Origin of the sequence: Amycolatopsis sp. MEPSY49 (genome assembly GCF_051337345.1) — a bacterium.
In the GTDB taxonomy this organism is placed as follows: domain Bacteria; phylum Actinomycetota; class Actinomycetes; order Mycobacteriales; family Pseudonocardiaceae; genus Amycolatopsis.
On sequence record NZ_JBDLYJ010000001.1, the window covers coordinates 323917 to 348354 of the forward strand.

Sequence of the window (24438 nt, forward strand, 5' to 3'; positions counted from 1 at the left end):
CCTGCTCGTTCCGCTGCCCGATAATGGTATTTCCGGGTGGCGGAACGGGGAGGATTAGATGATCAATTCCCAACCAGCGCGGCGCAAGAGAAAAATCCTCCCCTTCGTGGCCGCGATCGTGGTCGCTGCCGGGCTGATCATCGGGATCCGGGCCTGGACCAGCGGCTCGAGCGACGACGCGAACGAGCCGAAATGCACCGGCGCGGACGCGATCGCGCTCACCGTCGCGTCCTCCCCGGAAAAGGTGGGAATCGTCCAAGAGGCCGCGAAGACCTACTCCGGACGGACCGTCGCCGGGCACTGCGTGGACGTCGTCGTGAAGTCGAAGTCGTCCGGCATCGCCATGCAGGCGCTGGCGAACGGCTGGAACGAGGCCACCGACGGGCCACGCCCCGACGTCTGGACGCCGGCCGCGAGCGGCTGGGTCAACCTGCTGCGCGTCAACGCGAAGGGCGACACGGGCTCGATCGTGCCGGACGGCGACCCGCAGTCGGTCGCGAACTCGCCGCTGACCGTCGCCATGCCGAAGCCGATGGCCGAGGCGCTGGGCTGGCCGGCCAAGCCGATCGGCTGGAAGGACCTCGCCACGCTCGCGACCGATCCGGCGGGCTGGGCGAAGTACGGCCACCCGGAGTGGGGCAAGTTCCGGCTGGGCAAGACGAACCCGAACATCTCCACCGCGGGCCTGAACGCCACGATCGGCGCGTACTACGCGGCCACCGGGACGTCGTCCGACCTCACCGCGGCCGCGCTCGAGAAGCCCGAGGCCAGGCAGTTCGTCTCGAACATCGAGCAGGCGATCGTGCACTACGGCGACAACACGCTGACGTTCCTGACGAACCTGCAGAAGGCCGACGACCGCGGCGCGGCGCTGTCGTACATCTCGGCGGTGACCGTCGAGGAGAGCTCGCTGATCGGCTACAACCAGGGCAACCCGACGAACGACCCGGCGAAGGTCGGCCAGCACGCGCCGCCGAAGGTGCCGATCGTCGCGATCTACCCGGCGGACGGCACGCTCAACTCCGACCACCCGTTCGTCACGCTGAACTGGGCCGACCCGACGCGCAAGCAGATCGCCGCCGACTTCCTCGGCTACCTGCGCGGCCCGGAGACGCAGCAGCGGTTCGCCGCGCTGGGCTTCCGCTCGTTCGAGGGCAAGCCGGGTCCGCAGGCGACGACCCAGAACGGCGTCCAGCCGGACGCGAAGATCAACTTCATCCGGCCGCCGTCCCCGACGGTGCTGTCGAAGCTGCTGGCGTCGTGGACCGAACTGCGCAAGAAGGCGAACGTGCTGCTGGTCGTGGACGTCTCGGGTTCGATGGGCGACGAGGTCAAGGGCACCGGCAAGAGCAAGATCGACCTGGCCAAGCAGGCCGCGATCGACGCGCTCGGCCAGTTCGTGCCGCGCGACCAGGTCGGGCTCTGGCAGTTCTCCACCCACCTCGACGGCGACAAGGACTACCAGGAGCTGGTCCCGGTCCAAGCGCTCGGCACCAGCGGCAAGGAGACGCTCGCCATGCGGCTGAGCGGGTTGACGCCGCAGGCGGGCACCGGGCTCTACGACTCATCTCAAGCCGCGTACGAGTACATGAAGGCGCACATCGACCCGGCGGCGATCAACGCGGTCGTCGTGCTGACCGACGGCCGCAACGAGGACTCCGGCGGCGTCGACCTCGAGCACCTGCTGCCGCAGCTGCGGCCGGAGGGCAACGCGGAGACGGTCCGCCTGTTCACGATCGCCTACGGCTCGGACGCCGACCAGGGCGTGCTGAAGCAGATCGCGGAAGCGACCGAAGGATCGGAGTACGATTCGTCCAAACCGGACTCGATCAACCAGGTGTTCACCTCCGTGATCTCCAATTTCTGACATGAAGTTCGCCCGTGAGCTCGCCGAACCGTGGGGGCTGCTGCTGGCCGCCACGTCGGCCGGGGTGGCGTGGGCCGTCCAGCTGCCGGTGCTCGTCGCCTTGCTGATCGGGGTGGCGGTGTTGGCCGCCCGCGCGGGCGTGGCCTCACTGGGTCGCGAGTCCGCGCCGGAACGACGTGAGGCGCGGGTGCTCGACGTCGCCCCGGGATCCGACGAGGAGAACTGGCTGCGCCGGGCGGAGGGGGCGGCCGACGGGTTCGCGTCGCTGAGCTCGTCGCTCGACGCCGGTCCGCTGGCCGACCGCGTCGCGGACATGGAGCCGGTGGTCCGGGAGACGCTGGCGACGCTGGAACGTCTGGCAGGCCGCGCGTCGGCGACCGGGAAGGCGTTGTCCCGGGTCGACCTCGACGCCGTGACGCGCGAACGGCGCCGGCTGGAGCGGTCGCTGTCCTCGGCGCGCGAGGAGGTCCGGGGCGACCTCGAGCAGGCGTTGGCGGCGGTCCAGGCGCAGGAGGACGTGCACACGCGGCTGTCCGGCGCGCGCGACAAGCTGCTGGCCCAGCTGCAGTCGGGCGCGCTGGGGCTGGACAGCCTGGTGGCGCGGGTCGCCGAGCTGACGGCGGCGACGGACTTCGCGGTCGACACCGGCGCGGTGCGCGAGCTGAGCGACCAGCTGGAGGGCATCCGGCAGGGCGTGCTGGAGACCGAGCAGGCGACGCGCAAGTCGCTGGGTTAGACGGCCACGGGCGTCCGGTCGCGGCGCGGCAGCAGCAACGGCGTCCCCAGCACCAGGACTCCGGCGACACCGATCGCGACGCGCGGGCCGGTGAAGCTCGCGAGCACGCCCCACAGCGCGGTCAGGGTCGCGATCGACGCTTTGGTGCTGACCGACCACGCCGAGAGCGTGCTCGCGACGCGGTCCGCGGGGAGCTGCTCGAGCCGGTAGGTCGCGAGGACCGGGTTGAACACGCTGCAGCTCACGATGATGCCCAGCTCGACGAGCATGACGAACGCGAGCCCGCCACCGCCCGCCGGCAGGAAAGCCAGCGCGAGCAGCCAGCAAGCGCGGACCGCGCCCGACGTCAGCAGGACCGGGTGCCTGCCGAACCGCCGGACGAGCCGCGGGGTCAGCCGCGAGCCGGCGAGCCCGCCGAGGCACGGGACGGCGAACGCGAGCCCGTACTGCCACGGCGTGAACCCGAGCTGGTTCAGCATCAGCACGGCGAGCAGCGGTTCGGTGGCCATGATCAGGCCGTTGAAGAGGAGGACGTTGAAGTAGAGCGGCCGCAGCCCGGGATGGGTCAGGATCGTGCGCCAGCCGCCGGTGAGGTCACGCGCGCTGGGGCGAGTGGTTCGGCGTGGGCGCGGTTCGTCGCCACCGATCGCGCGGAGACCGAGCGCGGAGAGCAGGAAGCTGACGGCGTTGGCGGCGACGGAGGTCACCGGGCCGAAGAGCGCGAAGGCGGCTCCGCCGAGCGGCGGGCCGAGGGCGGTGGCAGTCCAGTTCGTCGACTCGAACCGGCCGTTGGCGATCAGGAGGTCTTCGGGCGGCACGAGTCCTTTGAGGAAGGCGCCGCTCGCGGAGGTGAAGGTGATGTCCGCCGCGGCGACGACGACCGAGACGGCGAGGAGCTGCGCGAAGGTGAGGGCGCCGAGGGCGTAGAGGGCGGGCACGCTGACGAGCGCGCCGAACCGCACGAGGTCCATGGCGACCATGACCGGCCGCTTCCGGCGCCGGTCGACCCAGGGTCCGAGCGGCACGGCCACGAGGGCCCCGACGGCGGGCCCGACGGCGGCCAGCGCGGAGACGGCGGCGGGGCCGGAGTGGAGGACGAGGATGGCCAGCATCGGGAAGGCCCCGAAGCCGAGCCAGGTGCCGAACGCGCTCACCGCGTACGCCGACCAGAGCCATCGGAATCGCGGCCCCAGCGACCGCCCGCGCATCACGGAGGAGATCAAAGCCGGGGAGGGCGGTGCGGAGCAAACAACGACCCGGCGGCGAGCCACAACGCCGCGTTGTGAATCTAGAGTCGACCGCTGTGGACCTCGATGCCGTGCGCACCTTCGTCGCCGCCGCGGACGCCGGGCGGTTTCAGGACGCCGCGGTCGATCTCTCGGTCACGCAGCAAGCCGTTTCGAAGCGCATCGCCGCGCTTGAGAAGTCGCTCGGCGCGCGGCTGTTCACCCGCACCGCCCGGGGCGCCGTGCTCACCGGGGACGGGCAAGCCTTCCTGCCGCACGCCCGCGAGCTGCTGCGGGCCGAACTGCGGGCGCTCGCGTCGGTGCGAAACGGCCCGCTCCGGGTCGACGTCATCGGGCGGCGGCTGTGTCCCGCCGCGCTGCTGCGCGGGTTCCACGAGGCCCACCCGGACGTCGCGCTGGAAGTCGTCACCCTCTTCGACACCGCCGCGCTCCGGGACGGCTCGGTCGACGCCTCCTTCCGCGCGGTGGTCGAGCTGCCCGAAGACCTTGCGGCGCAATGGGTGTCCGACGAGCCCATCCAGCTGCTGTGCGGCCCCGCGCACCCGCTCGCGGGATCGGCTTCGGTGACTCCCGCCGAGCTGGCCGGGCACCGGATCTGGATGCCCGGCGTCGTCCCCGGGACCGAGTGGGGCGCGTACTACGCCGAGTTCGCGGCCGCGTTCGGGCTGTCGATCGACGCCGCCGGGCCGAACTTCGGCACCGAGGTCGTGCTGGACACCATCGCGGAATCGGGCGAGGTGGCGACGCTCGTCGGCGCGGGGAGCCGCGTGCTGTGGCCGCCCGGGCACGACTTGCGGCGTGTGCCGATCGAGAACCCGGCGCCCGTCTACCCGCACTCGCTGGTCTGGCGCCGGGACAACGCGCACCCCGGACTAGCCGCGCTTCGGCGCCACTTCGCCGACAACGAACGCGCCGCCGGTGCGTGGCGGCCGAGCTGGGCTCAGCCCAGGCGGACCGTGCCGAGCACCGGGTAACCGGGCACGCCCGTCTTCACCGCGCCCGGCCGGGGCACTCCCGCGATCCACAGCCGGCCCGTCGCCGCGATGTTGGCCGCCATCGAGGCGTCCGCCTTGAGCAGGCGGAAGCCGACCACCGTTCCGTCGGCCAGCATGGTCAGGCCGCTCACCCGGGCCGCGCCGCCGCGGCGGCTCATCCGGACCGGGCCGTCCGGCACCGCCCGCAGCTCGGTCCAGTGCTCGGCCGGGAGGGGGCGGCCGTGGGCGAACGAGCGCAGCACGGCCGCGAACGCACTCAGCAGCGCGCCTGCCGCGAACGGCCAGGCGACCCATCCCACGGCCGGGAAGTCGAGCCGGACCCACAGCGCGAACCCGGCCAGGACCAGCAGGAACGCCGCCGTCGCGCGCAGCTCGCGGGCGATCTGGCGGCGGTGCGCGGTCAGCACGGGATCGAGCCGCGGCGAGCCGGACCAGACCGGGGCGGGCACGGCCACGGCACCCGCCGGCGGCGCGTCGTGGATCCGCGCCCGGCGGACGCGCACCACTCCGGAGAAGCCGACGAACACCTTCGGACCCCGGCCCAGCAGCCAGACCTGGCGGTGCCCGGCCACCAGCAACCGGTACGCCTCGTCGAGCCGGACGCGCAGCCATCGGCCGTCCGGCAGGCGCACGCCGACCGTCCGCCCGGCCACGACCAGGCCGTCGGCGGCGATGTCCACTTGCCGGAACGCTTCCCGTTTCAGCCGCGTTTCGGGCACCCTGGCGTATGCGCGGCAGAACCACCACGCCTCGACCGACCCGGCCAGCGCGAGCGTGCCGATCGGCAGGGCGAACCCCGCGCCGGCGAAGAACTGGGCCACCCCGAAGGCCAGGAACAACCAGGTCAGCAGCCGCCGGTCGCCGGCGCTGCGGCCGATCCGGTCGAGGTACTCGCCGAAGATCGGCAGCGCGCCGGAGGGCATCGCGGGGTCGAGCTCGAACGCGGGCACGCGTTCGGGTACCGGGACGATCTGCACGCTGGGCCCCCACCGTGTCGGTCTGGTCACCGGCCTTTTCGGGAATTTGCACACCGGCGTTACCCGATGCTCCGCTCAGCGGAGCGGCCGCGTGACCCGAACCGCAATCGAGCGACTACCCAGACCATTGGATTCAGGTTAGGCTCACCTAAGTAGGAGGTGAGCCGTGACCGAGGCCCCGACATCCATCCGCCGCCCGCCGGCACCGAATCCCGCCGAGCGGGCGAAGACGATCGCGACCCGCAACGGTCCCGCGTCCCTGATGCCCACCTGCGAACGCGCCGGCCTGGACGGCGAGCGCGTCGTCCCGGTCCTGCACCACGTGCACCACAGCGGCAGCGTCAGCGTGCTGCTGCCGGACGACCACCCGATGGTCGGCGCGGCCAAGCAGACCCAGCGCGGCGAGCTGGCCGTGATGGTCGAGCTCGCCGACCAGGCACCCGTCGACCTGCGGGAACCGATCCGCGGGCTGCTGTGGATCACCGGCTGGCTGCGCCCGCTGTCGCCGGTCTCGGCCCGCGCGCGGGCGGTGGCGATCGCCGAGTCGCGGCCGGACGAACGCCTCCTCGACGTCGGCCACGGCGTGACGCTGCTGCGGCTGACCCCGGCGTCACTCGTGCTCGCCGACGCCGAAGGCACGCACTCGCTGCGCCCGCACATGTTCAGCGCGGCGCCGCCGGACCCGTTCCACGACTACGAGGCCCAGTGGCTGCGGCACCTGGAGAGCGACCACTCCGACGTCGTCGGCCAGCTGGCCAAGCACCTGCCGGCGGAGCTGCGCGGCGGCCGGATCCGCCCGCTCGGGCTCGACCGGTTCGGGCTGCGGCTGCGCGTCGAGTCCGACGCGGGCGACCACGACGTCCGGCTGGCGTTCTCGAAGTCCGTCGACAGCCCGCCGCAGCTCGCGATGGAGCTGCGGCGGCTGGTCGGCTGCCCGTTCCTGCGCGGCGGCGCGTCAGGCTAGTTCGGCGGGGAACCCGCCCTTGGCGATCGGGCCCCAGCTCTCGATCGTCACGCGGATGATGCTCTTGCCCTGCTTGACCATCGCTTCGCGGTATTCGTCCCAGTCCGGGTGTTCGCCGGAAATGGCGCGGAAGTACTCGACGAGCGGCTCGACGGAATCGGGGATGTCCAGCACCTCGGCGGTGCCGTTCAGCTGGACCCACCGGTCGTTCCATTCGTCGGACAGGATGCAGGCGGAGACCTTCGGGTTGCGCTTGATGTTCACGATCTTCGCGCGCTTCGGGTAGGTCGAGATGACGAGCCTGCCCTCGGCGTCGACGCCGCACGTGACCGGCGAAAGCTGCGGCCCGCCGTCGGCCTTCGTGGTCAGCAGGATCGCGCGGTGGCGGGTGGACAGGAACTCGACCAGCGCGGCGCGGTCGACGGTTTCGTTGGTGGCGATGCTCCTCGGCATATCCCGACGGTAGCGTGCGGGCATGACGTTCACCGCGCGATCGTGGCTGGCCCCGGCCCGCCCCGAGTTCCCCGGCGCGATCGAAGACCCGGCCGAACGCCGGGCGATCAAGGTCGAGCTGCTGATCGTCTTCGGGATCACGCTCGGCCTGTCCGGCGTGCGCAGCCTGCTGTCCCTTGTGGACTCGCTGCTGCAGCCGGTGCCGCTGGCCCAGCAGCAGGTCCAGCTCAACGTGCCGCAGGCCGCGGCGAGCCTGATCGACCTGCTGAAGCAGCTGCTCTCGGCCGCCCAGCTGGTCGGATGGGGCGCGCTCGGGCTGTACTTCCTGTGGCGCGCGGGCATCAAGATGGCGCAGGTCGGGCTGGACCGCCGGTCGCCGCGGCGGGACGCGTTGCTGACGCTCGGGCTCGCGGCGCTGATCGGGATTCCCGGCCTGGCGCTGTACTTCATCTCCTACCACCTGGGCTTCAGCCTGGCGGTGCAACCGTCCACTTTGGGCGACACGTGGTGGCGGCCGGTCACGCTGACGCTTTCGGCGTTCGGCAACGCGTTCGCCGAAGAGGTCCTGGTCATCGGGTACCTGCTGACGCGGCTGCGCCAGCTCGGCGTCCGGGAGAACACCGCAGTGTTCGGCGCGGCCGTGCTGCGCGGGTCGTACCACCTGTACCAGGGGTTCGGCGGGTTCGTCGGGAACTTCGTCATGGGCCTGGTGTTCGGCCGGCTGTGGCAGAAGACGAACCGGCTGTGGCCGCTCGTCGCCGCGCACACGCTCTTCGACTTCGTGTCGTTCGTCGGATATTCGCTGCTCAAAGGTCACGTTTCCTGGTTGCCCTGAGTACGCTCGCTGGGTGATCGACGAAACGACACCTCCCCGGGTGGACAGCGAAGTCGGACCCCTGCGCGCGGTGCTGCTGCACCGGCCCGGCAACGAGCTCAAAAGGCTGACGCCCCGCAACAACGACCAGCTCCTGTTCGACTCGATCCCGTGGGTCGACCGGGCCCAGGCCGAGCACGACGCGTTCGCCGAGGTGCTGCGCAGCCGCGGCGTCGAGGTGCTGCTGCTGGCCGACGCCCTGCGGACGGCGCTGGACGACGACCGCGCCCACGCGGCCGGCGTGCACGCGGCGGTCGACGACCGGCGCCTCGGCGGCGACCTCGCCGACTCGCTGCGGTCGCACCTCTCCGGCGTCGACGCGGGCGGGCTCGCCGAAGTGCTGATGGCCGGGATGACGTTCGAGGAGCTGCCGTCCGCGGAGGGCGCGTCGCTGGTGCGGATGATGAACCACCCGCACGACTTCGCCGTCGACCCGCTGCCGAACCTGCTGTTCACGCGCGACTCGTCGGCGTGGATCGCCGACCGGGTGGCGATCTCGTCGCTGACCATGCCGGCGCGTCGCCGCGAGACCGCGGTGCTGGACCTGATCTACGCCTACCACCCGTACTTCCGGCACGCGGCCCGCGCGTACGGCGCCCATTCCGCGCCGATCGAGGGCGGCGACGTGATGCTGCTGGCGCCGGGCGTCCTCGCCATCGGCGTCGGCGAGCGGACGACGGCGGCGGGCGCGGAGTCGCTCGCGCGGTCGGTGTTCGCCGACGGCATCGCACACACCGTGCTGGCGGTGCCCATCGAGCAGTCCCGCGCGACCATGCACCTGGACACGGTGTGCACGATGGTCGACGCCGACGCGGTGGTGATGTACCCGCTCGCGCGTGACTCGCTGACGGCGTTCACGCTGCGCCCGACCGGTGACGGCGGCGTCAAGGTGGCCGGCCCGGCGCCGTTCCTGGCGGCCGCGGCGGAGGCGATGGAAATCGACCGGCTGCGCGTCATCGACACCGGCCTCGACCCGGTGACGGCCGAGCGCGAGCAGTGGGACGACGGCAACAACACCCTCGCGCTGGCGCCGGGCGTGGTCGTGGGGTACGAGCGGAACGTCGAGACGAACGAGCGGCTCGAGGCGGCCGGCATCGAGGTGCTGCCGATCGCGGGTTCGGAGCTGGGCTCCGGGCGGGGCGGGCCGCGGTGCATGTCGTGCCCGATCCGCCGCGAACCGCTGAAGTGAACGAAGTAAGCCTTCCCTAAATGTGTACGACAATTTAGGGAAGGCTTACTTAAATAAGGTTTGTCTTCTTTAGGAATGGTAACCCTAATAGGGTCGAGATCACCAGTCCCGAGTGGCATTCGCGCCAATCTTGATCTATTCTGGTCTGCATGGCCCTCACCAAGAAGAAAGAACCGCGCTCGAAGTTCTTCGAACTGCTGCAGGCGCAGATCCACAACGAGTTCAACGCGTCCCAGCAGTACATCGCGCTCGCGGTGTGGTTCGACGCCGAGGACCTGCCGCAGCTGGCTAAGCACTTCTACAAGCAGTCCGTCGAAGAGCGCAACCACGCGATGGCGCTCGTGCAGTACATGCTCGACCGCGACCACCACGTCGAGATCCCCGGCACGGGCGAAGTGCGCAACGATTTCTCCGGCGTCACCGAGGTCATCGAGCTCGCGCTCGAGCAGGAGAAGGAAGTCGCGACCGACATCTCCGCGATGGCCAAGGCCGCGCGCGCCGAAGAGGACTACATCAGCGAGCAGTTCACGCAGTGGTTCCTCAAGGAGCAGGTCGAAGAGATCTCGCAGATGAACACGCTGCTGAACGTCGTCAAGCGCGCGAACGGCAACCTGTTCGAGGTCGAGAACCACCTGTACCGCGAGTCCGTCGGCGACGGCGGCCGCGACTCCGGGATGCCGCCGGTCGCCGGCGGGGCCCTGTAAGTCTTCGAGCTGTAGTACTTCAAAAATCGGAAACCCGGGCTCTCCCCCTGTGGACAGCCCGGGTTTCCGCATGCGGCCGGCGGGTCAGCCGGCGCAGTCCTGGTTGACGCTCGCGAGGCTGGTCTGCACGACCCCGGAGTCGCCGAGCCGGAAGTGGTAGTCGGCGCCGGTGGTGACCGGAGCCACGACGCCCCCCGTTTCGTCCTTCGCCCCGGGGTAGGCCGCGAGCACCTGCTCCTTGGTCGACCCGGCACCGATGCCTTCGGCGGTACGCGCGGTTTGGGTCGGCGTGACGACCGCGAGCCCGAGCGCCTTCGAGACCACCACGGTCGCGGCCGTCGGCACGCCACCGCCCTGCGCGGTGTAGACGGTGCAGCTGCCGCCGGCCTGCGCGTCGCTGAGCGTGATGCCCTGCGCGGCGATCTGGGCCTCGGACATGCCGAGCTTGAGGGTGCCGAAGCCGTCCGGGTCGAGCAGCGGCCCGCTGAGCACGGGCGGCAGCTTCGACGACGACTGGGCCGACGGCGGCCGCGAGGCCTTCGACGTCGGCGAGGCGGGCGGCACCGAGACCTGGATGTCCTGGGTGCTGGTCGGACCCGGGACCGAGGGGTCGGGCTGCCGCCCGGCCGTGAGGTTCTCGGGTGGCTTGACGCTGATGGAAGAGCCGTCGGCGGACATCACCGCGGTGCCGTCCTCGCCGTGGAGGTGGACCATGGTGAGCCCGCCCGAGACGGCCACGACGGCGGCGGCGACCCCGGTCGCGGCGAGCACGCCCTGGCGGCGGCGCCGACGTCGCCGCGCCCCGGCGACGATGGCCGTGCCGGCGTCCGGCGGCGGCGGCAGGTCCAGCCGCTCGTCGGCGAACAGCGCGCGCAGGCGCTGCTCCAGCTCGTCCTCGGAGATGTTCAACCCGCGTCACTCCCTTCGCCTTGGATGTCGGCCGCGGTGAGTTTCATCCGCAGCGACGCGATCGCCTTGCTGGCCTGGCTCTTGACGGTGCCCTGCGTGACCCCGAGGGCACTGGCGATCTCCGCTTCGGAGAGCCCTTCGTAGTAACGCAGGACCATGACGGCCCGTTGTCTCGGCGGCAGCGTTCGTAACGCGCGCCACAGCGGCTCGTGCTCGAACGGGTCGTCCGGCACGTGCGGGCTGGTGTCCGGCAGATCGGCGACGAGGTTCTCGCGCCGCGTCCGCCGCCAGCGGCTGACGTGCGCGTTCGCCATCGACCGGCGCACGTAGGCCAGCGGGTCGCCGGTCTTCTCGTGCACGTAGGCCCAGCGCGAACCCATCTTTTCGAGCACGGTCTGGACCAGGTCCGCGGCGTCGTGCGGGTTGCCGGTGAGGGCGTGGCCATACCGCAGCAACCCCGGCAGGGTGGCCTGCACGAAGTCACCGAAGTCGGTCAACTCACCCGGCAACGTCGCGGCCCTCCCTCGGCCTGCATTGGTCACCCAGGTATCTCCCCCGGTGAAGACGGGTGCCGCAGCCGTCACCGTATCGCCTCCCATCGGGGTTGAGCCGCTTTCCTCCCCAACACGCATCACAGCCCCCTCAGGTTGCCCGCGTTCCCGCCCGATTTCCGAGACGCGCGGGCGGGTGATGAGTTGCCCACCTCAGCGGCGGGCAAGCGCGGCGGGCAGCCGGAAGCCACCATCCGCGGTTTCTTTGAATTCGTGCACCCCGACGACGGCGGAGTGCGGGATCGGACCATAGACGTGCGGGAACCAGACGCCGGCAGGATGCGGCGGCTCGCCGTCTTCCCACCGGACGGGCACGCCGAGCTTGTCCGGGTCGATCTCGAGCAGCACCAGATCGGCGCGGCCCCGGTAGAGCGCGTTGGCGGGCAGGTGCGCCGTGCCGAAGTCGGAGCAGTGCACGAATCCGACATCCCCCAGTGACGGCGGCCGGTACTCGCCGCCTTCGCCCACTTCGGCCCACTCGGCCGCCCCGCAGATGTGGAGTATCACGCGGAGAATCGTCCCACCGCGGCGTTCCGGCGGCGGTGTCTCGTGCGCCACATAAGGCCTGGTTGAACGCTCATTGAGCTGGTTTCCGGTCACCGGGACGGGGCGGCGGTTCGGTGCTTTCCGACGAAAGTTTTCGAGGGGTCGTCCGGCTGCGGCGGGCGGGCCGGCTGGTGACCATCGATGCCGCCGACCGGCCGCGGCGGTCCGCCGGACCGGGCCGCTCGGCCGCCGGCCGGGCGGCATCACCGGCTGGGCGTCGGGCGGCCGGCCTTCGGGTGGCCGACCGAGGTGCGGTGGCGCGGCTGCCGGGTGCTGGCTGGGCGCGGCGAGACCACTACCGCCCGGTGGCCGCTGTTGGGCGCGGCGAGTCGGCTACCGCTCGCAGACCAGTCACCGGGGTTGCCGGCTGCGCCGCCGCAGAGCGGCTGCCGCGCGGTGGCCGGCCGCTCGGAGTTGCTAGCTGGGCAGGGCGAGGGCACCACCGCGCGCGGTGGCCGCCGTCGGCGCGACCGGGCCATTGCCGCCTGGTGGCCGCCGCCAGCGCGACCGGGCCATTGCGGTCCGCTGGCCGTTGTCGGTGCGGCTGGGCGGTTGCCGCCTGGTGGCCGCCCGTGGCCGGGCCGCGCGGCGAGATTGATCGACCCGCCGCCGAGCGGGGGCCCGGCCGGCGGTCGTCGTTGCTTGGGTCAGCGCAGGGTGAGCTGGCGGCCGATGAGGCCGTCGCGGGCTCGGCGCTCGGCCGCGTTCAGCGGCTCGGTGTCGAGCGACTTCAGCGCCGTCTCGAGGCGGGTGCCCAGGGCTTCCTTCGCCTCCGCCCACTCGCGGGCGTGGGCCTCGGGGTCGAGGTCCCACACCGGGACCAGGAGGCCGTGCGCGCGGAACGAGCCCGCGTAGCGCGAGCCCTCGCCGAGGCTGAGCTCGCCAGCCGCGGACAGGCGGGCCAGGGCCTGGAGCAGCAGGTTCTCCGGCTCCGGGCGGACCCAGCGCAGGTGCGCCTTCTCGCCGGCGAGGACCCAGTACGCGCCCGAGCCGAGGCGCTCGGTCGGCATGATCGCGGCGTTCGCGCGCTCGAGGGAGACCGCGACGTCGCCGGTCGCGTCCGCGTCCTCCGGGAGCCACCAGGCGAAGTCCTTGTGGAGCGTGACGTCGAGCTCGGCGCCCGGGGTCAGCAGGTCCTGGAGACGGGCGTGCTCGTCGGCGGACGGCGGGGTCGTCGTGTCCGGCACGCCGAGGACGTCGCCCTCCTTGGCGTCCAGCAGCCACTTCAGCGAGCGGCCGAGGTCGCGGCTGATGTCGGACGAGCGCGTCTGCACCTGGAGGCCGAGGTAGCGCTCGCCGTCCGAGCGGACGAACGCGGCCGCGGCCATCGGCAGCACGGTGCCGAGGGTGACGTCGCCGCCGTCGGCGAGGGTGAGCTTGGCCGTCGCGGACGGCACGAACTCGCGCAGCGCGATCAGCTCGGGCTCCGCCACCAGCCCTTCGAACGGCTGGCCGACGAAGACGTCGCGCACCTTCGGCTTGCGGTCCGACGCCTGCTTGGGACCCTTCTTGCGCGCGCCCTTGCCCACTGCTGCCTCCTCTGGCTCGGCTTGGAACGCTATCGAAGGGTTAGTCTCGCGACGTGTTCGACCCCCGCGATCCCGCGTTCCTGGAAGACCCGTACCCGGCGTTCGCCGCCCTGCGCGAACAGGGCGACGTCCATTTTCACGACGAGCTCGGCTTGGCCGTCGCCGTGTCGCACGCCTCGGCGTCGGCGGTGCTGCGCCACCGCGGCCTCGGCCGGATCTGGCAGGACGCGCAGCCCCTCGAACGGTTCGCGTCGTTCAACCTGCTGCACCGCAACTCGCTGCTGGAGAACGAGCCGCCGGCGCACACGCGGCTCCGCCGGCTGATCGCGGGCGCGTTCGGCCGCGGCCACGTGCAGCGGTTGCGTCCCATGGTCGCGACACTCGCCACCCGGATGGTCGACGACCTGGCGGCCGCGATCGCCGCCGACGGCAGCGCGGACCTCCTCGAGCACCTGGCCCAGCCGTTGCCGGTCGCGGTGATCGCCGAGTTGCTGGGCGTTCCCGGAACGGACGGGCCGCGGATGGTCGAGCTGTCGAACGCGATCGTGAAGATGTACGAGTACGGCCTGCCCGAGGAGGGTCGCGACGCCGCCGAGCGGGCAGCCGCCGAGTTCGTGTCGTACGTCCGGTCGGTGGCATCCGAACGTGCGTCCTCACCCGGGGAGGACATCATCAGCGACCTGCTGCGCAGCGAGCTGACGCCGGACGAGCTGGTCGCGACCGCGGTGCTGCTGCTGATGGCGGGCCACGAGGCGACGGTCAACGTGCTCGGCAACGGCATCACGGCGCTGCTCACGCACCGGGACCAGTGGGAGCGGTTGGTCGAGTCTCCTTCCTTGCTGGATTCGTGTGTGGAGGAGCTGATCCGGTTCGACGCGCCGCTGCAGCTGTTCGAGCGGACCGCCACCGAGGACGTGTCGATTTGCGGGTTCGAGGTTTCACGGGGGCAGAAGATCGGCGCGCTGCTGGGGGCCGCGGCGCGGGATCCGAAGGTGTTCGACGAACCGGATCGGCTTGATATCGGGCGGACGCCGAACGCGCACCTCGGGTTCGGGATGGGGATTCACTATTGCGTGGGGGCTCCTCTCGCTCGGGTGGAGATCGCCGCGGCTTTGAGTGCGCTGACGGAGAAGCTGCCGGGGCTGCGGTTGGTCGAGACTCCGCCGCGGCGGCCGGAGTTCGTGATTCGTGGGTTGCGGGAGCTTCGAGTCACGGCGTGACTCCGGTGAAGAGGTCGTCTTCGAGGTTGGGGCCCGGCGCGGGATAAGCCAGGTGATAGTCCTCGTGGGGCCAGACTTTCCGTTCGATCTCGCGGGAGTGGGCGAAGAACGGGTGGGCTGGGTCGACCTGGGTTCGGTGGGCCAGAAGCGCTCGGTCGCGCGTTGCGAAGTACTGCTCGCAGCGGATCTTGGTCGTCACCGCGAACGGTGGGTCCGTGGGGAATTCCGCCAGCACTTCGGCCATTGAGGACTCCAGGCCGGCCGCCAGGGTCGCGTCGTGGAGGGCCTGGAACCACGCTCGGCTCAGGGCTGCTTGGTAGTAGAGCTTTTGGGGGCGCCAAGGCGCGCCGGTGCCTGGGTAGCGGGTGGGGTCGGCCGCCGCGGTGAACGCCTCCAGCGTCACTTCGTGCGTGCGGATGTGGTCCGGGTGGGGGTAGCCGCCCGTTTCGTCGTACGTGATCACCACCTGGGGGCGGAACTCGCGGATCAGCGCCACCAACGGCTTCGCTGCCACCGGCAGCGGGAGGGCCGCGAAGCAGCCGTCCGGCAATGGCGAACCGGCTGGGGGCAGGCCGGAGTCGGTCATGCCGAGGAAGCGCTGGCGGATGCCCAGGATCTCGGCGGCCGCCGCCATCTCGCGGCGGCGGATCGCCGGGAGGTCGGCGAGGTTCTCCGGGGTGTCCATGGCCGGGTTGAGGATGTCGCCGCGCTCGCCGCCCGTGCACGTCGCCACCAGGACGTCGACGCCTTCGGCCGCGTAGCGGGCCAGCGTTGCCGCGCCCTTGCTGGACTCGTCGTCCGGGTGGGCGTGGACGCTCAAGAGGCGGAAGGTCATCGCAGGCTCCTCGCAGGAAAGAACGCGGCCGGGATCAGTGTCAGCGCCGACAGCGCCAAGGACCACGTGAACGTCGTGGCGAACGCGGTGGGCAGTGGTGCGGCAGCGTTGTGGAGGATCGCCGCCAGCAACGCCGTCCCCAGTGAGCCGCCGACGCGGTTGAGCACGTTGAACGCGCTCGCCGCCCGAGGAATGCGGGACCGCTCCAGCGAGCCGTACAGCGTCGTCATGCCGGGTGCGGTTGCCGCGCCCAAGCCGGCTCCGCGGATCAGCAGCGACAGCGTCAACAGGACTCCGCTCGGTGCCGAGCCGAGCTGGGTGAACGCGACCGTGCCCAGCAGGGACAAGCCGATGCCGGCCAGCATCATCCGGCGGGGGCCGAAGCGGGCCAGGAGGCGGCCGCCCGCCAGGAGGACCGCGGCCGAGCCGACGGCCTGGGGTGCCAGCAGCAGCCCCGCCTCCCACGGGTTCGCGTGCGCCACCTGCTCGTAGTACAGCGGCAGCAGCAACATCGAGCTGTACAGCGACGCGCCCAGCAGGAACGTACTGGCCGAAGCCACCCGGAAACCCTTGTCCCGGAACAGCTTCAGGTCGAGCACCGGCGACGGCGCCTTGGACGCGTGGACGCCGTACGCCACCAGCAGTACCGCACCCGCTACCCAAGCGACGGCCACATTCGAGGCCAGGCCGTAGACGAACGCCGCGAGACCGGGCGAAAGCAGCAAGATCCCGCGGACGTCCAACGGCGAACGCGCATCGGACGGCGAAGAGGCCGGGAGCACCGAACGCGCGACCACGAACGTCGCCACGCCCAGCGGGACGACGCCGAAGAACATCCAGCGCCAGCCGAAGTCCGCGACCAGGGCGCCGCCCAGCAGCGGGCCCAGGACCGGGGCCACCGTCGCCGGCAGCGTGATCACGCCGATCATCCGGCCCAGCGCCGGGCCTGCCGCCTGCGCGAACACCGCCTGGCCGACCGGCTGCATCAGCCCACCGCCCAGGCCGTGGAGCACCCGGAACGCGATCAGCGCCGGTGCCGACCACGCGAAGCCGCACAGCAGCGTGCCCACCGTGAAGATCGCCACCGCCGTCAGCCACACCGCGCGGCCGCCGAAGCGGTCGGCCAGCCAGCCCGACAGCGGGATCGCCGCCGACGCCGCGAGCAGGTACGCGCTGGCCACCCACTGCACGGTCGCCACCGGGCTGCCCAGGTCACGGGCGATCGAGTCGACCCCGACGGTCACGATCGTCGCGTCGAGGATCGACAGCACCGCGCCCATGATCAGGACACCGCCGAGCCGCCACAGCGCGGCGTCGGGACGAGCCGCTGTCAGAGTCACATCCACCCCCAGGAAATTAGGTCGAACCTCAGATTAGGTCCGACCCACGAACTGGGTCAAGCACAAACTTGGGTCCGACCCAGTAGAGTGACGCCATGAGCGAGGGACTCCGTGCCCAGAAGAAGCACGAGACCAGGAAGAACATCTCGGACGTCGCGACGAAGCTCTTCATCCGCGAAGGCTTCGAGGACGTGACGATCGCCGAGATCGCCGCCGAGGCGCGCGTCGCCAAGATGACCGTGACCAACCACTTCCCGCGCAAGGAAGACCTGGTCTTCGACATCCGCGCGGACTTCACGTCCTGGCCCACGACGCTGATCCACGACAGCGTCTTCCACGACACCCGCGAGCTCTACTTCGAGGCCTTGGACGCCCAGCACGCCTTGGTCGGCTTCTCCGGTCAGGGGTTCGCCCGCATGATCCGGCAGAGCCCGATCCTCACGAACGCGCTGCACGAGCTCCACCGCGAGCGCGAAGCGAGCCTGACGGAACTACTGGTCCAGCGGCACCCCGAGGACGGCCTCGAGCCGCGGCTCGCCGCCGCGCACCTCGCGACGGTGCTGCGGGTGCTCTTCGAAGAGGTCTTCGACCGGATCCTCGACGACCAGCCGAAGGACGGCATCGTCGACGCGCTGTGGCCGGCCGCGGAAGCGGCCTTCGACCAGCTCGAACCGGTGCTGGGCGGGTACTAGCGCGCCGCGCCGGCGGGCCGCGCGTTGCGGAGCTCCGGCTCCGGCGCGTCCGTCACCTTCAGGACGCGCATCGAGCGCACGGCCAGCGCGTCCGACGGCGCCAGCAGGGCCGAGAACCGCCGCACGACCAGGGCGGTCATCACGGCCAGGAACGCCGCGGCCAGGTCGGTCAACGCCACCATGACGACGCTGTCCGCCATCGACTGCACGTCGTCGCGGAAGCGCCAGGCGATCGTCACGCCCAGCAGGACCCAGTTCAGCAGCCACGCGCCCCACCACACGAGCAGCTGCCGCGACGGCTTCGGCCGGACGTCGCGCGGGCGGCCCAGCACGGCGTGCTCCAGCTCGCCGGCGATCGACAGCGCCATCGGCAGGTTCGCCACCGGCACGAGGACGCCGACCAGCACCTGCCACACCGGCCGCGGCGGGTCGTCGCCCGAGACGTCCGCCGCCGCGCGGCGGGCGACCAGCAGCCACCAGAGCGACAGCCCGGCGGGCAGGAGCGCGAGGATCGAGGCCAGCAGGCCGGCAGTGAGCACGAAGCCGTCGGAGAACGCCACCACCGAGCGGTTCAGCGCGGACTCGCGGCCCTCGACGAGCAGCACGTACCGCCAGATCTCCGCGCCGGCGGCGACCACCGACAGGACGGCGAACGCGAACAGGACGCCGATCAGGCTGCGGCTGAGCACCGGCATCCGGTCGATCGGCCGGACCTCGTCGGACGCCGTGCCGGGCACCGACGTCGGACGGCGCCAGACCAGGTTCGGGAAGCCCCAGCGCGGCGGCACCGGGTACGACGGCGGCCCGTAGTACCGCTCGGGCGGCGCCACCCGGCGGCGCGGCCACGCGCCCGGGGGCGGGGTCGCCACCCAGCGCAGCTTCGGCCGGTGCGGGGGACGGCGGTGGTACGGGTACGGCTCCGGCTGGGCGGCCAGCGTCCGGCCCTGCAGCTGCTGCGCCGAAGGCGGCGGCACCTGACGCGGCCAGTACCCAGGCGGAGGCGGCTGCAAGGCTAGATCACTTCGGGTTCGATGCCGGGGTGCTCGCCGACCATCGGCCGGCCTTCGCGCTGCCACGCGCCCATGCCGCCGGCGACGTTCACCGCGTCCCAGCCGCTCTGGTTGAGCCACGCGGCCGCCCGCGCGGACCGGCCGCCGCTGCGGCAGATCACGTGGATCGGCTGGTCGTCGGGCAGGTCGGCCAGCTCGCCGACGCGGGCGGGCAGCTCCCCCATCGGGATGTGCACGGCGCCGGGCGCGTGGCCGGCGGCCCACTCGTCGTCTTCGCGGACGTCGAGCAGCACGAGGCCGTCCTTGGGCAGGTCGCGGACCTCGGCGGTCGGCAGTTCAGCAGGGCTCACCACGATCTCCATGCTGCCATGCGGGGGCGTTGCCCGCGCGTGAGGTCAACGCCCCCGCAAAGCGGTCAGTGCGTAACTGCTTTCTCGGCGCCCGCACCGGTCAGCGCGCGCACCTCCATTTCCGCGTACTTCGCGGCGTTGCGCTCCTTCGACAGAACCGTGCCGAGCCAGCCGAGCAGGAACGCGGCCGGAATGGAGACCAGGCCCGGGTTGTCGAGCGGGAACCAGTGGAAGTCGACGCCCTGGATCATCGACGCGCTCTTGCCCGTCTTCGGGTCGATCGGCTTGCCGGACACCGCCGGCGAGAAGACGATCAGCACGATCGTGACGAGCAGGCCGCCGTAGATCGACCACAGCGCGCCCTGCGTGTTGAACCGCTTCCAGAACAGCGAATACAGGATCGTCGGCAGGTTCGCCGACGCCGCCACCGCGAACGCCAGCGCGACCAGGAACGCCACGTTCTGCGACTTCGCCAGGATGCCGCCCGCGATGGCCAGCGCGCCGATCACCAGCGCGGTGATCCGGGCGACGCGGACCTCGCCGCCGGTCGAGATCTGCCCCTTCTTGATCACGTTCGCGTAGACGTCGTGCGCGAAGGACGCCGACGCCGTGATCGTCAGGCCGGCGACCACCGCGAGGATCGTCGCGAACGCGACCGCGGAGATGAACCCGAGCAGCACCGGGCCGCCCAGCTCCAGAGCCAGCAGCGGGGCCGCCGAGTTCGTCGTGCCGGGCGCCTTCGAGATCTTGTCCGGCCCGACGATCGCGCCCGCGCCGTAGCCGAGCACCAGCGTGAACAGGTAGAAGACGCCGATCAGCACGATCGCCCAGACCACCGAGCGACGCGCGTCGCGCGCGGTCGGCACCGTGTAGAAGCGCATCAGGACGTGCGGGAGGCCCGCCGTGCCGAGCACCAGCGCGATGCCGAGCGACAGGAAGTCGAGCTTCGTCGTGCCCGTCTTGCCGTACTGCTTACCCGGGTCGAGCAGGGCCGCGCCGCCCTTGCCGCCCTTGTCGACGGCGGCCTGGAACAGGTCGGACAGGTTGAAGCCGTACTTGCCGAGCACCCACAGCGTCATCGCGAACGCGCCGACGATCAGCAGCGCCGCCTTGATGATCTGCACCCACGTGGTGCCCTTCATCCCGCCGATGAGGACGTAGAGAATCATGATCACGCCGACGACGGCGATCACGATGTCCTGCCCCGCCTCGCCGGAGATGCCGAGCAGCAGGTTGACCAGGCCACCGGCGCCCGCCATCTGCGCGAGCAGGTAGAAGAACGACACGGCCAGCGTCGAAACCGCCGCGGCCGCGCGCACCGGCGTCTGCCTCATCCGGAACGCCAGCACGTCGCCCATCGTGAACTTGCCGGTGTTGCGCAGCAGTTCCGCGACCAGCAGCAGCGCGACGAGCCACGCGACCAGGAAGCCGATCGAATAGAGGAAGCCGTCGTAACCGTTGATGGCGATCGCGCCCGCGATGCCGAGGAACGACGCCGCGGAAAGGTAGTCACCGGAAATCGCGATGCCGTTCTGCGGGCCGGTGAACGCGCGCCCGGCGGCGTAGTAGTCCGACGCCGTCTTCGTGTTGCGGCTGGCCCGGAACACGATCACCAGCGTGATCGCGACGAAGACCAGGAAGATGATGATGTTGAGGGTGGAGTTGCTGCCCTCCACGCCCGCCGCGAGTGTCATTCGACCGGCTCCCCTTCGATCCGGGCGCGGATTCCGTCGGCGACCGGATCGAGCTTCCGGTTGGCGTAGCGCACGTAAAGCCCCGTGATGACGAACGTCGAAACGAACTGCAGGAGGCCGAAGACCAGGCCGACGGTGATGTTGCCGAAGAGCTTGGTGCTCATGAACCCGTGCGCGTAGTCGGCGAGGAGCACGTACAGCAGGTACCAGAGCAGGAACAGCGCGGTCATCGGGAACACGAACACCCGCAATCGGTGACGCAGGTCCGTGAATTCGGGACTCCCCTGGATGCTCTCCCAGTCGGTCTGCGGCTCCGCGCCACCGACGTCGTGTTCGGTGCTGCTCACAGCGGATCTCCACCTTCCCGTTCTCGTACTGGCCGTACTGTTTGAAGCCAACGGACCGTAAAGAGTCGACGGCGTAGTTGGTAAGCCCCCAATCGGGCGCTTGACCTTAAGTAGAAACCTGCCGAGGCATTCGCGCACGATGTCCGGTTGGCGAAACGAAACTCACTCGATCGGGTAAAGAATTTCTGACCGGCTGTCAGATCATCACTTGCGATGCCGGCCGCGGCCGGCGATCCGCGTCTTCTCTTCGGCTTGGCCGAATCGCGCCACCGCGCGGTCGCGCATGAAGCCGAGCGGATCGGGCGCGTGCAGCCGCAGCATGATGTCGTGCACGTGGTCCGGGCGCCCATATCCGGTCACGCGGCTGACGAAGTACGTCGTCACGAACGCGACCGGCACGGTGATCAGCGCCGGCTGGTTGACGAACCACGGCGCCCAGCCGCCGGTGTAGCCGCTCACGACGTTGACGATCAGCGCGGCCAGCACCAGGCCGCCGCCGACGAACATCCCGGCGAGGGCGCCCGGCCAGGACAGCTTGCGCCACCAGATGCCCAGCACCAGCAGCGGGCTGAACGTCGACGCGGCGAGCGCGAACGTCAGCCCGATCGACAGCGAGATGTCCTCCGGCCGCAGCGCGACCGCCAGCCCGATCGGGAACAGCGCGACCAGCCCGGTCGCGACGCGGAAGTCGCGGACGCGGCCGGGCAGCAGGTCGGTCGACACCACCCCGGCGACGCTCACCAGCAGCCCGGACGTGCTGGAGAGGAACGCGGCGAACGCGCCGGCCGCGGTGACCGCGCCGAGGATCTGGCCGCCGACGCCCGGCAGCATCGCCGAGGGCAACCGCAGGATCGCCGCGTCCGTCTTGCCGGTGACCAGCAGCTCCGGGACGTACATCCGGGACAGCGCGCCCAGCAGCGTCGGGAAGAGGTAGAACAGGCCGAGCAGCAGCAGGACGTGCACGGTGGTGCGGCGCGCGGCCTTGCCGTCGGGGTTGGTGTAGAAGCGGACGAGGACGTGCGGCAGGCCCATCGTGCCCAGGAACGTCGCGAACATCAGCGAGTACGTCTGGAGCAGGTCGGTGAGGCTGCCCGACGCCGGGTGCAGCCAGTTCGCGTTCTCCGCGACCGAATCGCTGACCACCGGCACCGGCGTGCCGGCCATGAACTTCAGCTTCGTGCCCTCGGAAACCTGGTGCGGGGCCAGCGGCGTCCAGTGCGTCGGCCCGGCGGCCGGGCCGTTGTCGGTGCGGCCGTAGGCCCAGAGGTAGGTGTCGCCGCGGACGGTCAGGGTGACGTCGGTCTGGACGTCCACTGTGGTGTCGGTGGGGAACACCGGCGGCGCGGCCGCGCCGAGCGGGCGGAAGCCGTCCGGGCCGCCGCCGGCGAAGAAGACCATGCACAGCACGAACGCGGGGACCGCGATCGCGAACAGCTTGAGCCAGTACTGGAAGGCCTGGACCACGGTGATCGCGCGCATGCCGCCGGCGATCACGTTGAACGCCACCAGGACCATCACCGCGACCGCGCCCGCCCACACCGGCACGGGGAGGATCGTCGCCAGGGTCAGGCCGGCGGCCTGCAGCTGCGGGACCATGTAGAGGATCCCGATGAACACGACGAACCCCGTCGAGAACCGGCGGAGGCCCTTCGAGCCGAGCCGCATTTCGACGAAGTCGGGCAGCGTGTACGCGCCGGACCGGCGCAGCGGCGCCGCGACGAAGAGCATCAGCGCGAGGTAACCCGCGGTGAAGCCGATCGGGAACCACAGCGCGTCGGCGCCGTCCTTGAGCACGATTCCGGCGATGCCGAGGAAGGACGCCGCGGAAAGGTACTCACCGGAGATCGCCGCGGCGTTGCGGCGCGACCGGACGGTCCGCCGGGCGACCAGGAAGTCGTGCGTGCTCGTGGCCGAACGCGAAGAGCGGTGACCGAGGAAGAACGTCACCACGGCGACCAGCACTATGCCGGTCACGGCCCACGGGTTCAGCTGCACGGGGGAATCCTCGCACGAGTCGTGCGGAAACTAGTTTTCGATCATGTCCACGAACGCGCGTTCATTGCGTTCGGCCAGCCGGTTGTACCAGATTCCCACGCCGAACAGGAACGGGAACGGCAGCACGCCGAGGATCAGCCAGGCCACCGGGATACCGACCACGCTCAACCGGGAGAACCCGGGCACCAGGTAGAACAACGCCGGTAGCGAGCCGAACACGACCACGACGAGCCCGGACAGCAGCAGCGCCGTCCGCAGCTGGACCTTCACCAGGTGGTCCTTGACGAGCAGCTTCCCCCAGCTGGTCTGTTCTTCCAGCTCGACGCGGGCACGCAGGGTGCCGGAGCCGCGGCGGGGGTCGGCGAGGATCACCCGCTCCCGCTTGGGTTTCGCGTGGTGCTCCGGCTTCGGCGGCGGCTCGTCGTCCGGCGCGGGCGGCAGCGACTCGACGACAGCGCGGTCCGTCGGCTGCGGCAGCGGCCGCTGCTGGCGGAGCCGCCTGCCGAGCGTCGGATCGGGCTCTCGCACGCCGTTCGGCAGGCGCTCGTAGAAGTCGTCGGTCATGACCGGTCCCGGCTCAGCCGTTCCGGCCCGAACCGACCAGCCGGTCCTTCAGCGCGCGGGTGTGCCGCCGGCTGACCGGCAGCACCTTCTCCTCGTTGCCGATCACGACCTGGTAGCCGCCCTGGCCCATCCGCAGCTCGGTGATGAGCGGCAGCGCGACCAGGAACGACCGGTGGATCCGGACGAACCCGGCCTTCTCCCAGCGCTCTTCGAGCTGGGCCAGCGGGATGCGGACCAGGTGGCTGCCTTCGGTGGTGAACAGCCGCGCGTAGTCGCCCTGCGCCTCGACCCAGCGGACCGACGAGCGCGGGATGAGCTTGGTGGTGCCGGCCAGCTCGACCGGGATGACCTCGTCGTCGTTCTTCACGCCCGGTTCGCCGCCCATGGCGCCGGGCGGGGGCGCGGCGGCCGCGGCCAGCTTGTCGAGCACGCGCGAGATCGCGCGGTCGAGGCGGTCCTGCTGGTACGGCTTGAGCACGTAGTCCAGCGCGCCGAGGTCGAAGGCGTTGACCGCCTCCTCGGCGTGGCCGGTGACGAACACCAGCGCCGGCGACGGCCGCAGCGCGGCGAACACCCGCGACATCTCCATGCCGGACAGGCCGGGCATGTCGATGTCCGCGAAGACGGCGTCGACGATCGGCAGGCCGCGGTCCTTGCGTTCGCGTAGCCTCGGGTCGTCGGTGGACAGCAACCGCAGCGCCTCGGACGCGTCGATCGCGGGGAACACCTTCGCCACGTGCGGGCTGTTGCGCAGGCAGTGGACGAGTTCGTCAAGACCGTTCGGCTCGTCGTCCACGGCCAGGACCACGAGCTTCCGGGTGTCATCGTGAGCACTCACAGTGAAACGCAT

At 71.0% G+C, this 24438-nt stretch carries 25 protein-coding genes; 9 read left to right on the top strand and 16 right to left on the bottom strand.

Annotated elements, in window-relative coordinates:
- Positions 1–58 precede the first annotated feature (58 nt).
- Positions 59–1867, top strand: coding sequence for a substrate-binding and vWA domain-containing protein (locus tag ABFJ78_RS01695; protein ID WP_436383776.1), 1809 nt, complete (start codon positions 59–61; stop codon positions 1865–1867).
- 1 nt (position 1868) lies between these two features.
- Positions 1869–2603, top strand: coding sequence for a hypothetical protein (locus tag ABFJ78_RS01700; protein WP_436383777.1), 735 nt, complete (start codon positions 1869–1871; stop codon positions 2601–2603).
- Here the strand turns inward: ABFJ78_RS01700 and ABFJ78_RS01705 are convergent.
- Positions 2600–3811: an MFS transporter gene (locus tag ABFJ78_RS01705; RefSeq protein WP_436385357.1), complete on the bottom strand. Its 1212-nt coding sequence runs from the start codon at positions 3809–3811 to the stop codon at positions 2600–2602. The genes ABFJ78_RS01700 and ABFJ78_RS01705 overlap by 4 nt on opposite strands.
- 95 nt (positions 3812–3906) lie before the next feature.
- Here ABFJ78_RS01705 and ABFJ78_RS01710 point away from each other — a divergent pair, with 95 nt between their 5' ends.
- Entirely contained in the window at positions 3907–4824 is a 918-nt protein-coding gene (locus ABFJ78_RS01710) for a LysR family transcriptional regulator (protein ID WP_436383778.1), read from the top strand.
- On the opposite strand, the gene ABFJ78_RS01715 is transcribed toward ABFJ78_RS01710, so the two are convergent.
- Positions 4791–5822 (bottom strand): hypothetical protein, encoded by a 1032-nt coding sequence (locus ABFJ78_RS01715; RefSeq protein ID WP_436383779.1) that lies wholly within the window; start codon positions 5820–5822, stop codon positions 4791–4793. The genes ABFJ78_RS01710 and ABFJ78_RS01715 overlap by 34 nt on opposite strands.
- A 166-nt stretch (positions 5823–5988) precedes the next feature.
- Here ABFJ78_RS01715 and ABFJ78_RS01720 point away from each other — a divergent pair, with 166 nt between their 5' ends.
- The gene (locus ABFJ78_RS01720) at positions 5989–6786 is read left to right on the top strand and encodes a DUF2470 domain-containing protein (protein WP_436383781.1); all 798 of its coding nucleotides are present in this window, start codon (positions 5989–5991) and stop codon (positions 6784–6786) included.
- On the opposite strand, the gene ABFJ78_RS01725 is transcribed toward ABFJ78_RS01720, so the two are convergent.
- Positions 6778–7239, bottom strand: coding sequence for a PPOX class F420-dependent oxidoreductase (locus ABFJ78_RS01725; protein WP_436383782.1), 462 nt, complete (start codon positions 7237–7239; stop codon positions 6778–6780). The genes ABFJ78_RS01720 and ABFJ78_RS01725 overlap by 9 nt on opposite strands.
- 22 nt (positions 7240–7261) lie before the next feature.
- Between ABFJ78_RS01725 and ABFJ78_RS01730 the strand changes: the two genes are divergently transcribed.
- The 3 genes from ABFJ78_RS01730 to ABFJ78_RS01740 all read left to right on the top strand — a co-directional run bounded on the left by ABFJ78_RS01730 (position 7262) and on the right by ABFJ78_RS01740 (position 10006).
- Positions 7262–8074: a CPBP family intramembrane glutamic endopeptidase gene (locus tag ABFJ78_RS01730; RefSeq protein WP_436383783.1), complete on the top strand. Its 813-nt coding sequence runs from the start codon at positions 7262–7264 to the stop codon at positions 8072–8074.
- A 40-nt stretch (positions 8075–8114) separates the two neighbouring features.
- Positions 8115–9302, top strand: coding sequence for an arginine deiminase (locus ABFJ78_RS01735; RefSeq protein WP_436385358.1), 1188 nt, complete (start codon positions 8115–8117; stop codon positions 9300–9302).
- 149 nt (positions 9303–9451) lie between these two features.
- Entirely contained in the window at positions 9452–10006 is a 555-nt protein-coding gene (locus ABFJ78_RS01740) for a ferritin (RefSeq protein ID WP_372667686.1), read from the top strand.
- An 84-nt stretch (positions 10007–10090) separates the two neighbouring features.
- Here ABFJ78_RS01740 and ABFJ78_RS01745 read toward each other — a convergent pair whose 3' ends face one another.
- The 4 genes from ABFJ78_RS01745 to ABFJ78_RS01760 all read right to left on the bottom strand — a co-directional run bounded on the left by ABFJ78_RS01745 (position 10091) and on the right by ABFJ78_RS01760 (position 13541).
- The gene (locus ABFJ78_RS01745; RefSeq protein WP_436383784.1) at positions 10091–10915 is read right to left on the bottom strand and encodes a hypothetical protein; all 825 of its coding nucleotides are present in this window, start codon (positions 10913–10915) and stop codon (positions 10091–10093) included.
- The gene (locus ABFJ78_RS01750; RefSeq protein ID WP_436383786.1) at positions 10912–11424 is read right to left on the bottom strand and encodes a SigE family RNA polymerase sigma factor; all 513 of its coding nucleotides are present in this window, start codon (positions 11422–11424) and stop codon (positions 10912–10914) included. The genes ABFJ78_RS01745 and ABFJ78_RS01750 overlap by 4 nt, the downstream gene beginning before the upstream one ends.
- 195 nt (positions 11425–11619) lie before the next feature.
- A complete protein-coding gene (locus ABFJ78_RS01755; RefSeq protein ID WP_436383787.1) occupies positions 11620–11973 on the bottom strand; it encodes a DUF952 domain-containing protein in 354 nt (117 codons plus the stop codon).
- A 686-nt stretch (positions 11974–12659) separates the two neighbouring features.
- Positions 12660–13541 carry a DUF5926 family protein gene (locus ABFJ78_RS01760; RefSeq protein ID WP_436383788.1) on the bottom strand — a complete coding sequence of 294 codons (882 nt, stop codon included), beginning with the start codon at positions 13539–13541 and terminating at the stop codon, positions 12660–12662.
- Between the two features lie 53 nt (positions 13542–13594).
- On the opposite strand from ABFJ78_RS01760, the gene ABFJ78_RS01765 reads away from it, so the two are divergent.
- Positions 13595–14761 carry a cytochrome P450 gene (locus ABFJ78_RS01765; protein WP_436383790.1) on the top strand — a complete coding sequence of 389 codons (1167 nt, stop codon included), beginning with the start codon at positions 13595–13597 and terminating at the stop codon, positions 14759–14761.
- On the opposite strand, the gene mca is transcribed toward ABFJ78_RS01765, so the two are convergent.
- Positions 14751–15596, bottom strand: a complete 846-nt coding sequence (gene mca, locus ABFJ78_RS01770) for a mycothiol conjugate amidase Mca (RefSeq protein WP_436383792.1) — start codon at positions 15594–15596, stop codon at positions 14751–14753. The two genes, ABFJ78_RS01765 and mca, sit on opposite strands and share 11 nt — an antisense overlap.
- A complete protein-coding gene (locus ABFJ78_RS01775) occupies positions 15593–16942 on the bottom strand; it encodes a DHA2 family efflux MFS transporter permease subunit (RefSeq protein WP_436383793.1) in 1350 nt (449 codons plus the stop codon). The genes mca and ABFJ78_RS01775 overlap by 4 nt, the downstream gene beginning before the upstream one ends.
- An 89-nt stretch (positions 16943–17031) precedes the next feature.
- On the opposite strand from ABFJ78_RS01775, the gene ABFJ78_RS01780 reads away from it, so the two are divergent.
- Positions 17032–17628 (top strand): TetR/AcrR family transcriptional regulator, encoded by a 597-nt coding sequence (locus ABFJ78_RS01780; RefSeq protein WP_436383795.1) that lies wholly within the window; start codon positions 17032–17034, stop codon positions 17626–17628.
- Here the strand turns inward: ABFJ78_RS01780 and ABFJ78_RS01785 are convergent.
- From ABFJ78_RS01785 to ABFJ78_RS01815, 7 genes are all read right to left on the bottom strand, one after another.
- Positions 17625–18602, bottom strand: coding sequence for a DUF4328 domain-containing protein (locus tag ABFJ78_RS01785; RefSeq protein WP_436383796.1), 978 nt, complete (start codon positions 18600–18602; stop codon positions 17625–17627). The genes ABFJ78_RS01780 and ABFJ78_RS01785 overlap by 4 nt on opposite strands.
- Before the next feature lie 38 nt (positions 18603–18640).
- Entirely contained in the window at positions 18641–19000 is a 360-nt protein-coding gene (locus ABFJ78_RS01790; protein WP_043791039.1) for a rhodanese-like domain-containing protein, read from the bottom strand.
- Between the two features lie 53 nt (positions 19001–19053).
- Positions 19054–20682 (bottom strand): solute symporter family protein, encoded by a 1629-nt coding sequence (locus ABFJ78_RS01795; protein WP_436383797.1) that lies wholly within the window; start codon positions 20680–20682, stop codon positions 19054–19056.
- Entirely contained in the window at positions 20679–21029 is a 351-nt protein-coding gene (locus tag ABFJ78_RS01800; protein WP_436383798.1) for a DUF485 domain-containing protein, read from the bottom strand. The genes ABFJ78_RS01795 and ABFJ78_RS01800 overlap by 4 nt, the downstream gene beginning before the upstream one ends.
- Before the next feature lie 204 nt (positions 21030–21233).
- Complete coding sequence (locus ABFJ78_RS01805) at positions 21234–23024, bottom strand: cation acetate symporter (protein ID WP_436383799.1); 1791 nt, start codon at positions 23022–23024, stop codon at positions 21234–21236.
- Between the two features lie 30 nt (positions 23025–23054).
- Entirely contained in the window at positions 23055–23588 is a 534-nt protein-coding gene (locus ABFJ78_RS01810) for a hypothetical protein (protein WP_436383800.1), read from the bottom strand.
- Between the two features lie 13 nt (positions 23589–23601).
- Positions 23602–24438 (bottom strand): LytR/AlgR family response regulator transcription factor, encoded by an 837-nt coding sequence (locus tag ABFJ78_RS01815; RefSeq protein WP_436383801.1) that lies wholly within the window; start codon positions 24436–24438, stop codon positions 23602–23604.

Excerpts from the sequence above, each read along its gene's own strand:
- ABFJ78_RS01740 (WP_372667686.1), top strand. The coding sequence starts at position 9,452 with ATGGCCCTCACCAAGAAGAAAGAACCGCGCTCGAAGTTCTTCGAACTG.
- ABFJ78_RS01815 (WP_436383801.1), bottom strand. The coding sequence starts at position 24,438 with ATGCGTTTCACTGTGAGTGCTCACGATGACACCCGGAAGCTCGTGGTC.
- ABFJ78_RS01780 (WP_436383795.1), top strand. The coding sequence starts at position 17,032 with ATGAGCGAGGGACTCCGTGCCCAGAAGAAGCACGAGACCAGGAAGAAC.
- ABFJ78_RS01700 (WP_436383777.1), top strand. The coding sequence starts at position 1,869 with ATGAAGTTCGCCCGTGAGCTCGCCGAACCGTGGGGGCTGCTGCTGGCC.
- ABFJ78_RS01695 (WP_436383776.1), top strand. The coding sequence starts at position 59 with ATGATCAATTCCCAACCAGCGCGGCGCAAGAGAAAAATCCTCCCCTTC.
- ABFJ78_RS01795 (WP_436383797.1), bottom strand. The coding sequence starts at position 20,682 with ATGACACTCGCGGCGGGCGTGGAGGGCAGCAACTCCACCCTCAACATC.
- ABFJ78_RS01705 (WP_436385357.1), bottom strand. The coding sequence starts at position 3,811 with ATGCGCGGGCGGTCGCTGGGGCCGCGATTCCGATGGCTCTGGTCGGCG.
- mca (WP_436383792.1), bottom strand. The coding sequence starts at position 15,596 with ATGACCTTCCGCCTCTTGAGCGTCCACGCCCACCCGGACGACGAGTCC.
- ABFJ78_RS01725 (WP_436383782.1), bottom strand. The coding sequence starts at position 7,239 with ATGCCGAGGAGCATCGCCACCAACGAAACCGTCGACCGCGCCGCGCTG.
- ABFJ78_RS01810 (WP_436383800.1), bottom strand. The coding sequence starts at position 23,588 with ATGACCGACGACTTCTACGAGCGCCTGCCGAACGGCGTGCGAGAGCCC.
- ABFJ78_RS01730 (WP_436383783.1), top strand. The coding sequence starts at position 7,262 with ATGACGTTCACCGCGCGATCGTGGCTGGCCCCGGCCCGCCCCGAGTTC.
- ABFJ78_RS01790 (WP_043791039.1), bottom strand. The coding sequence starts at position 19,000 with ATGGAGATCGTGGTGAGCCCTGCTGAACTGCCGACCGCCGAGGTCCGC.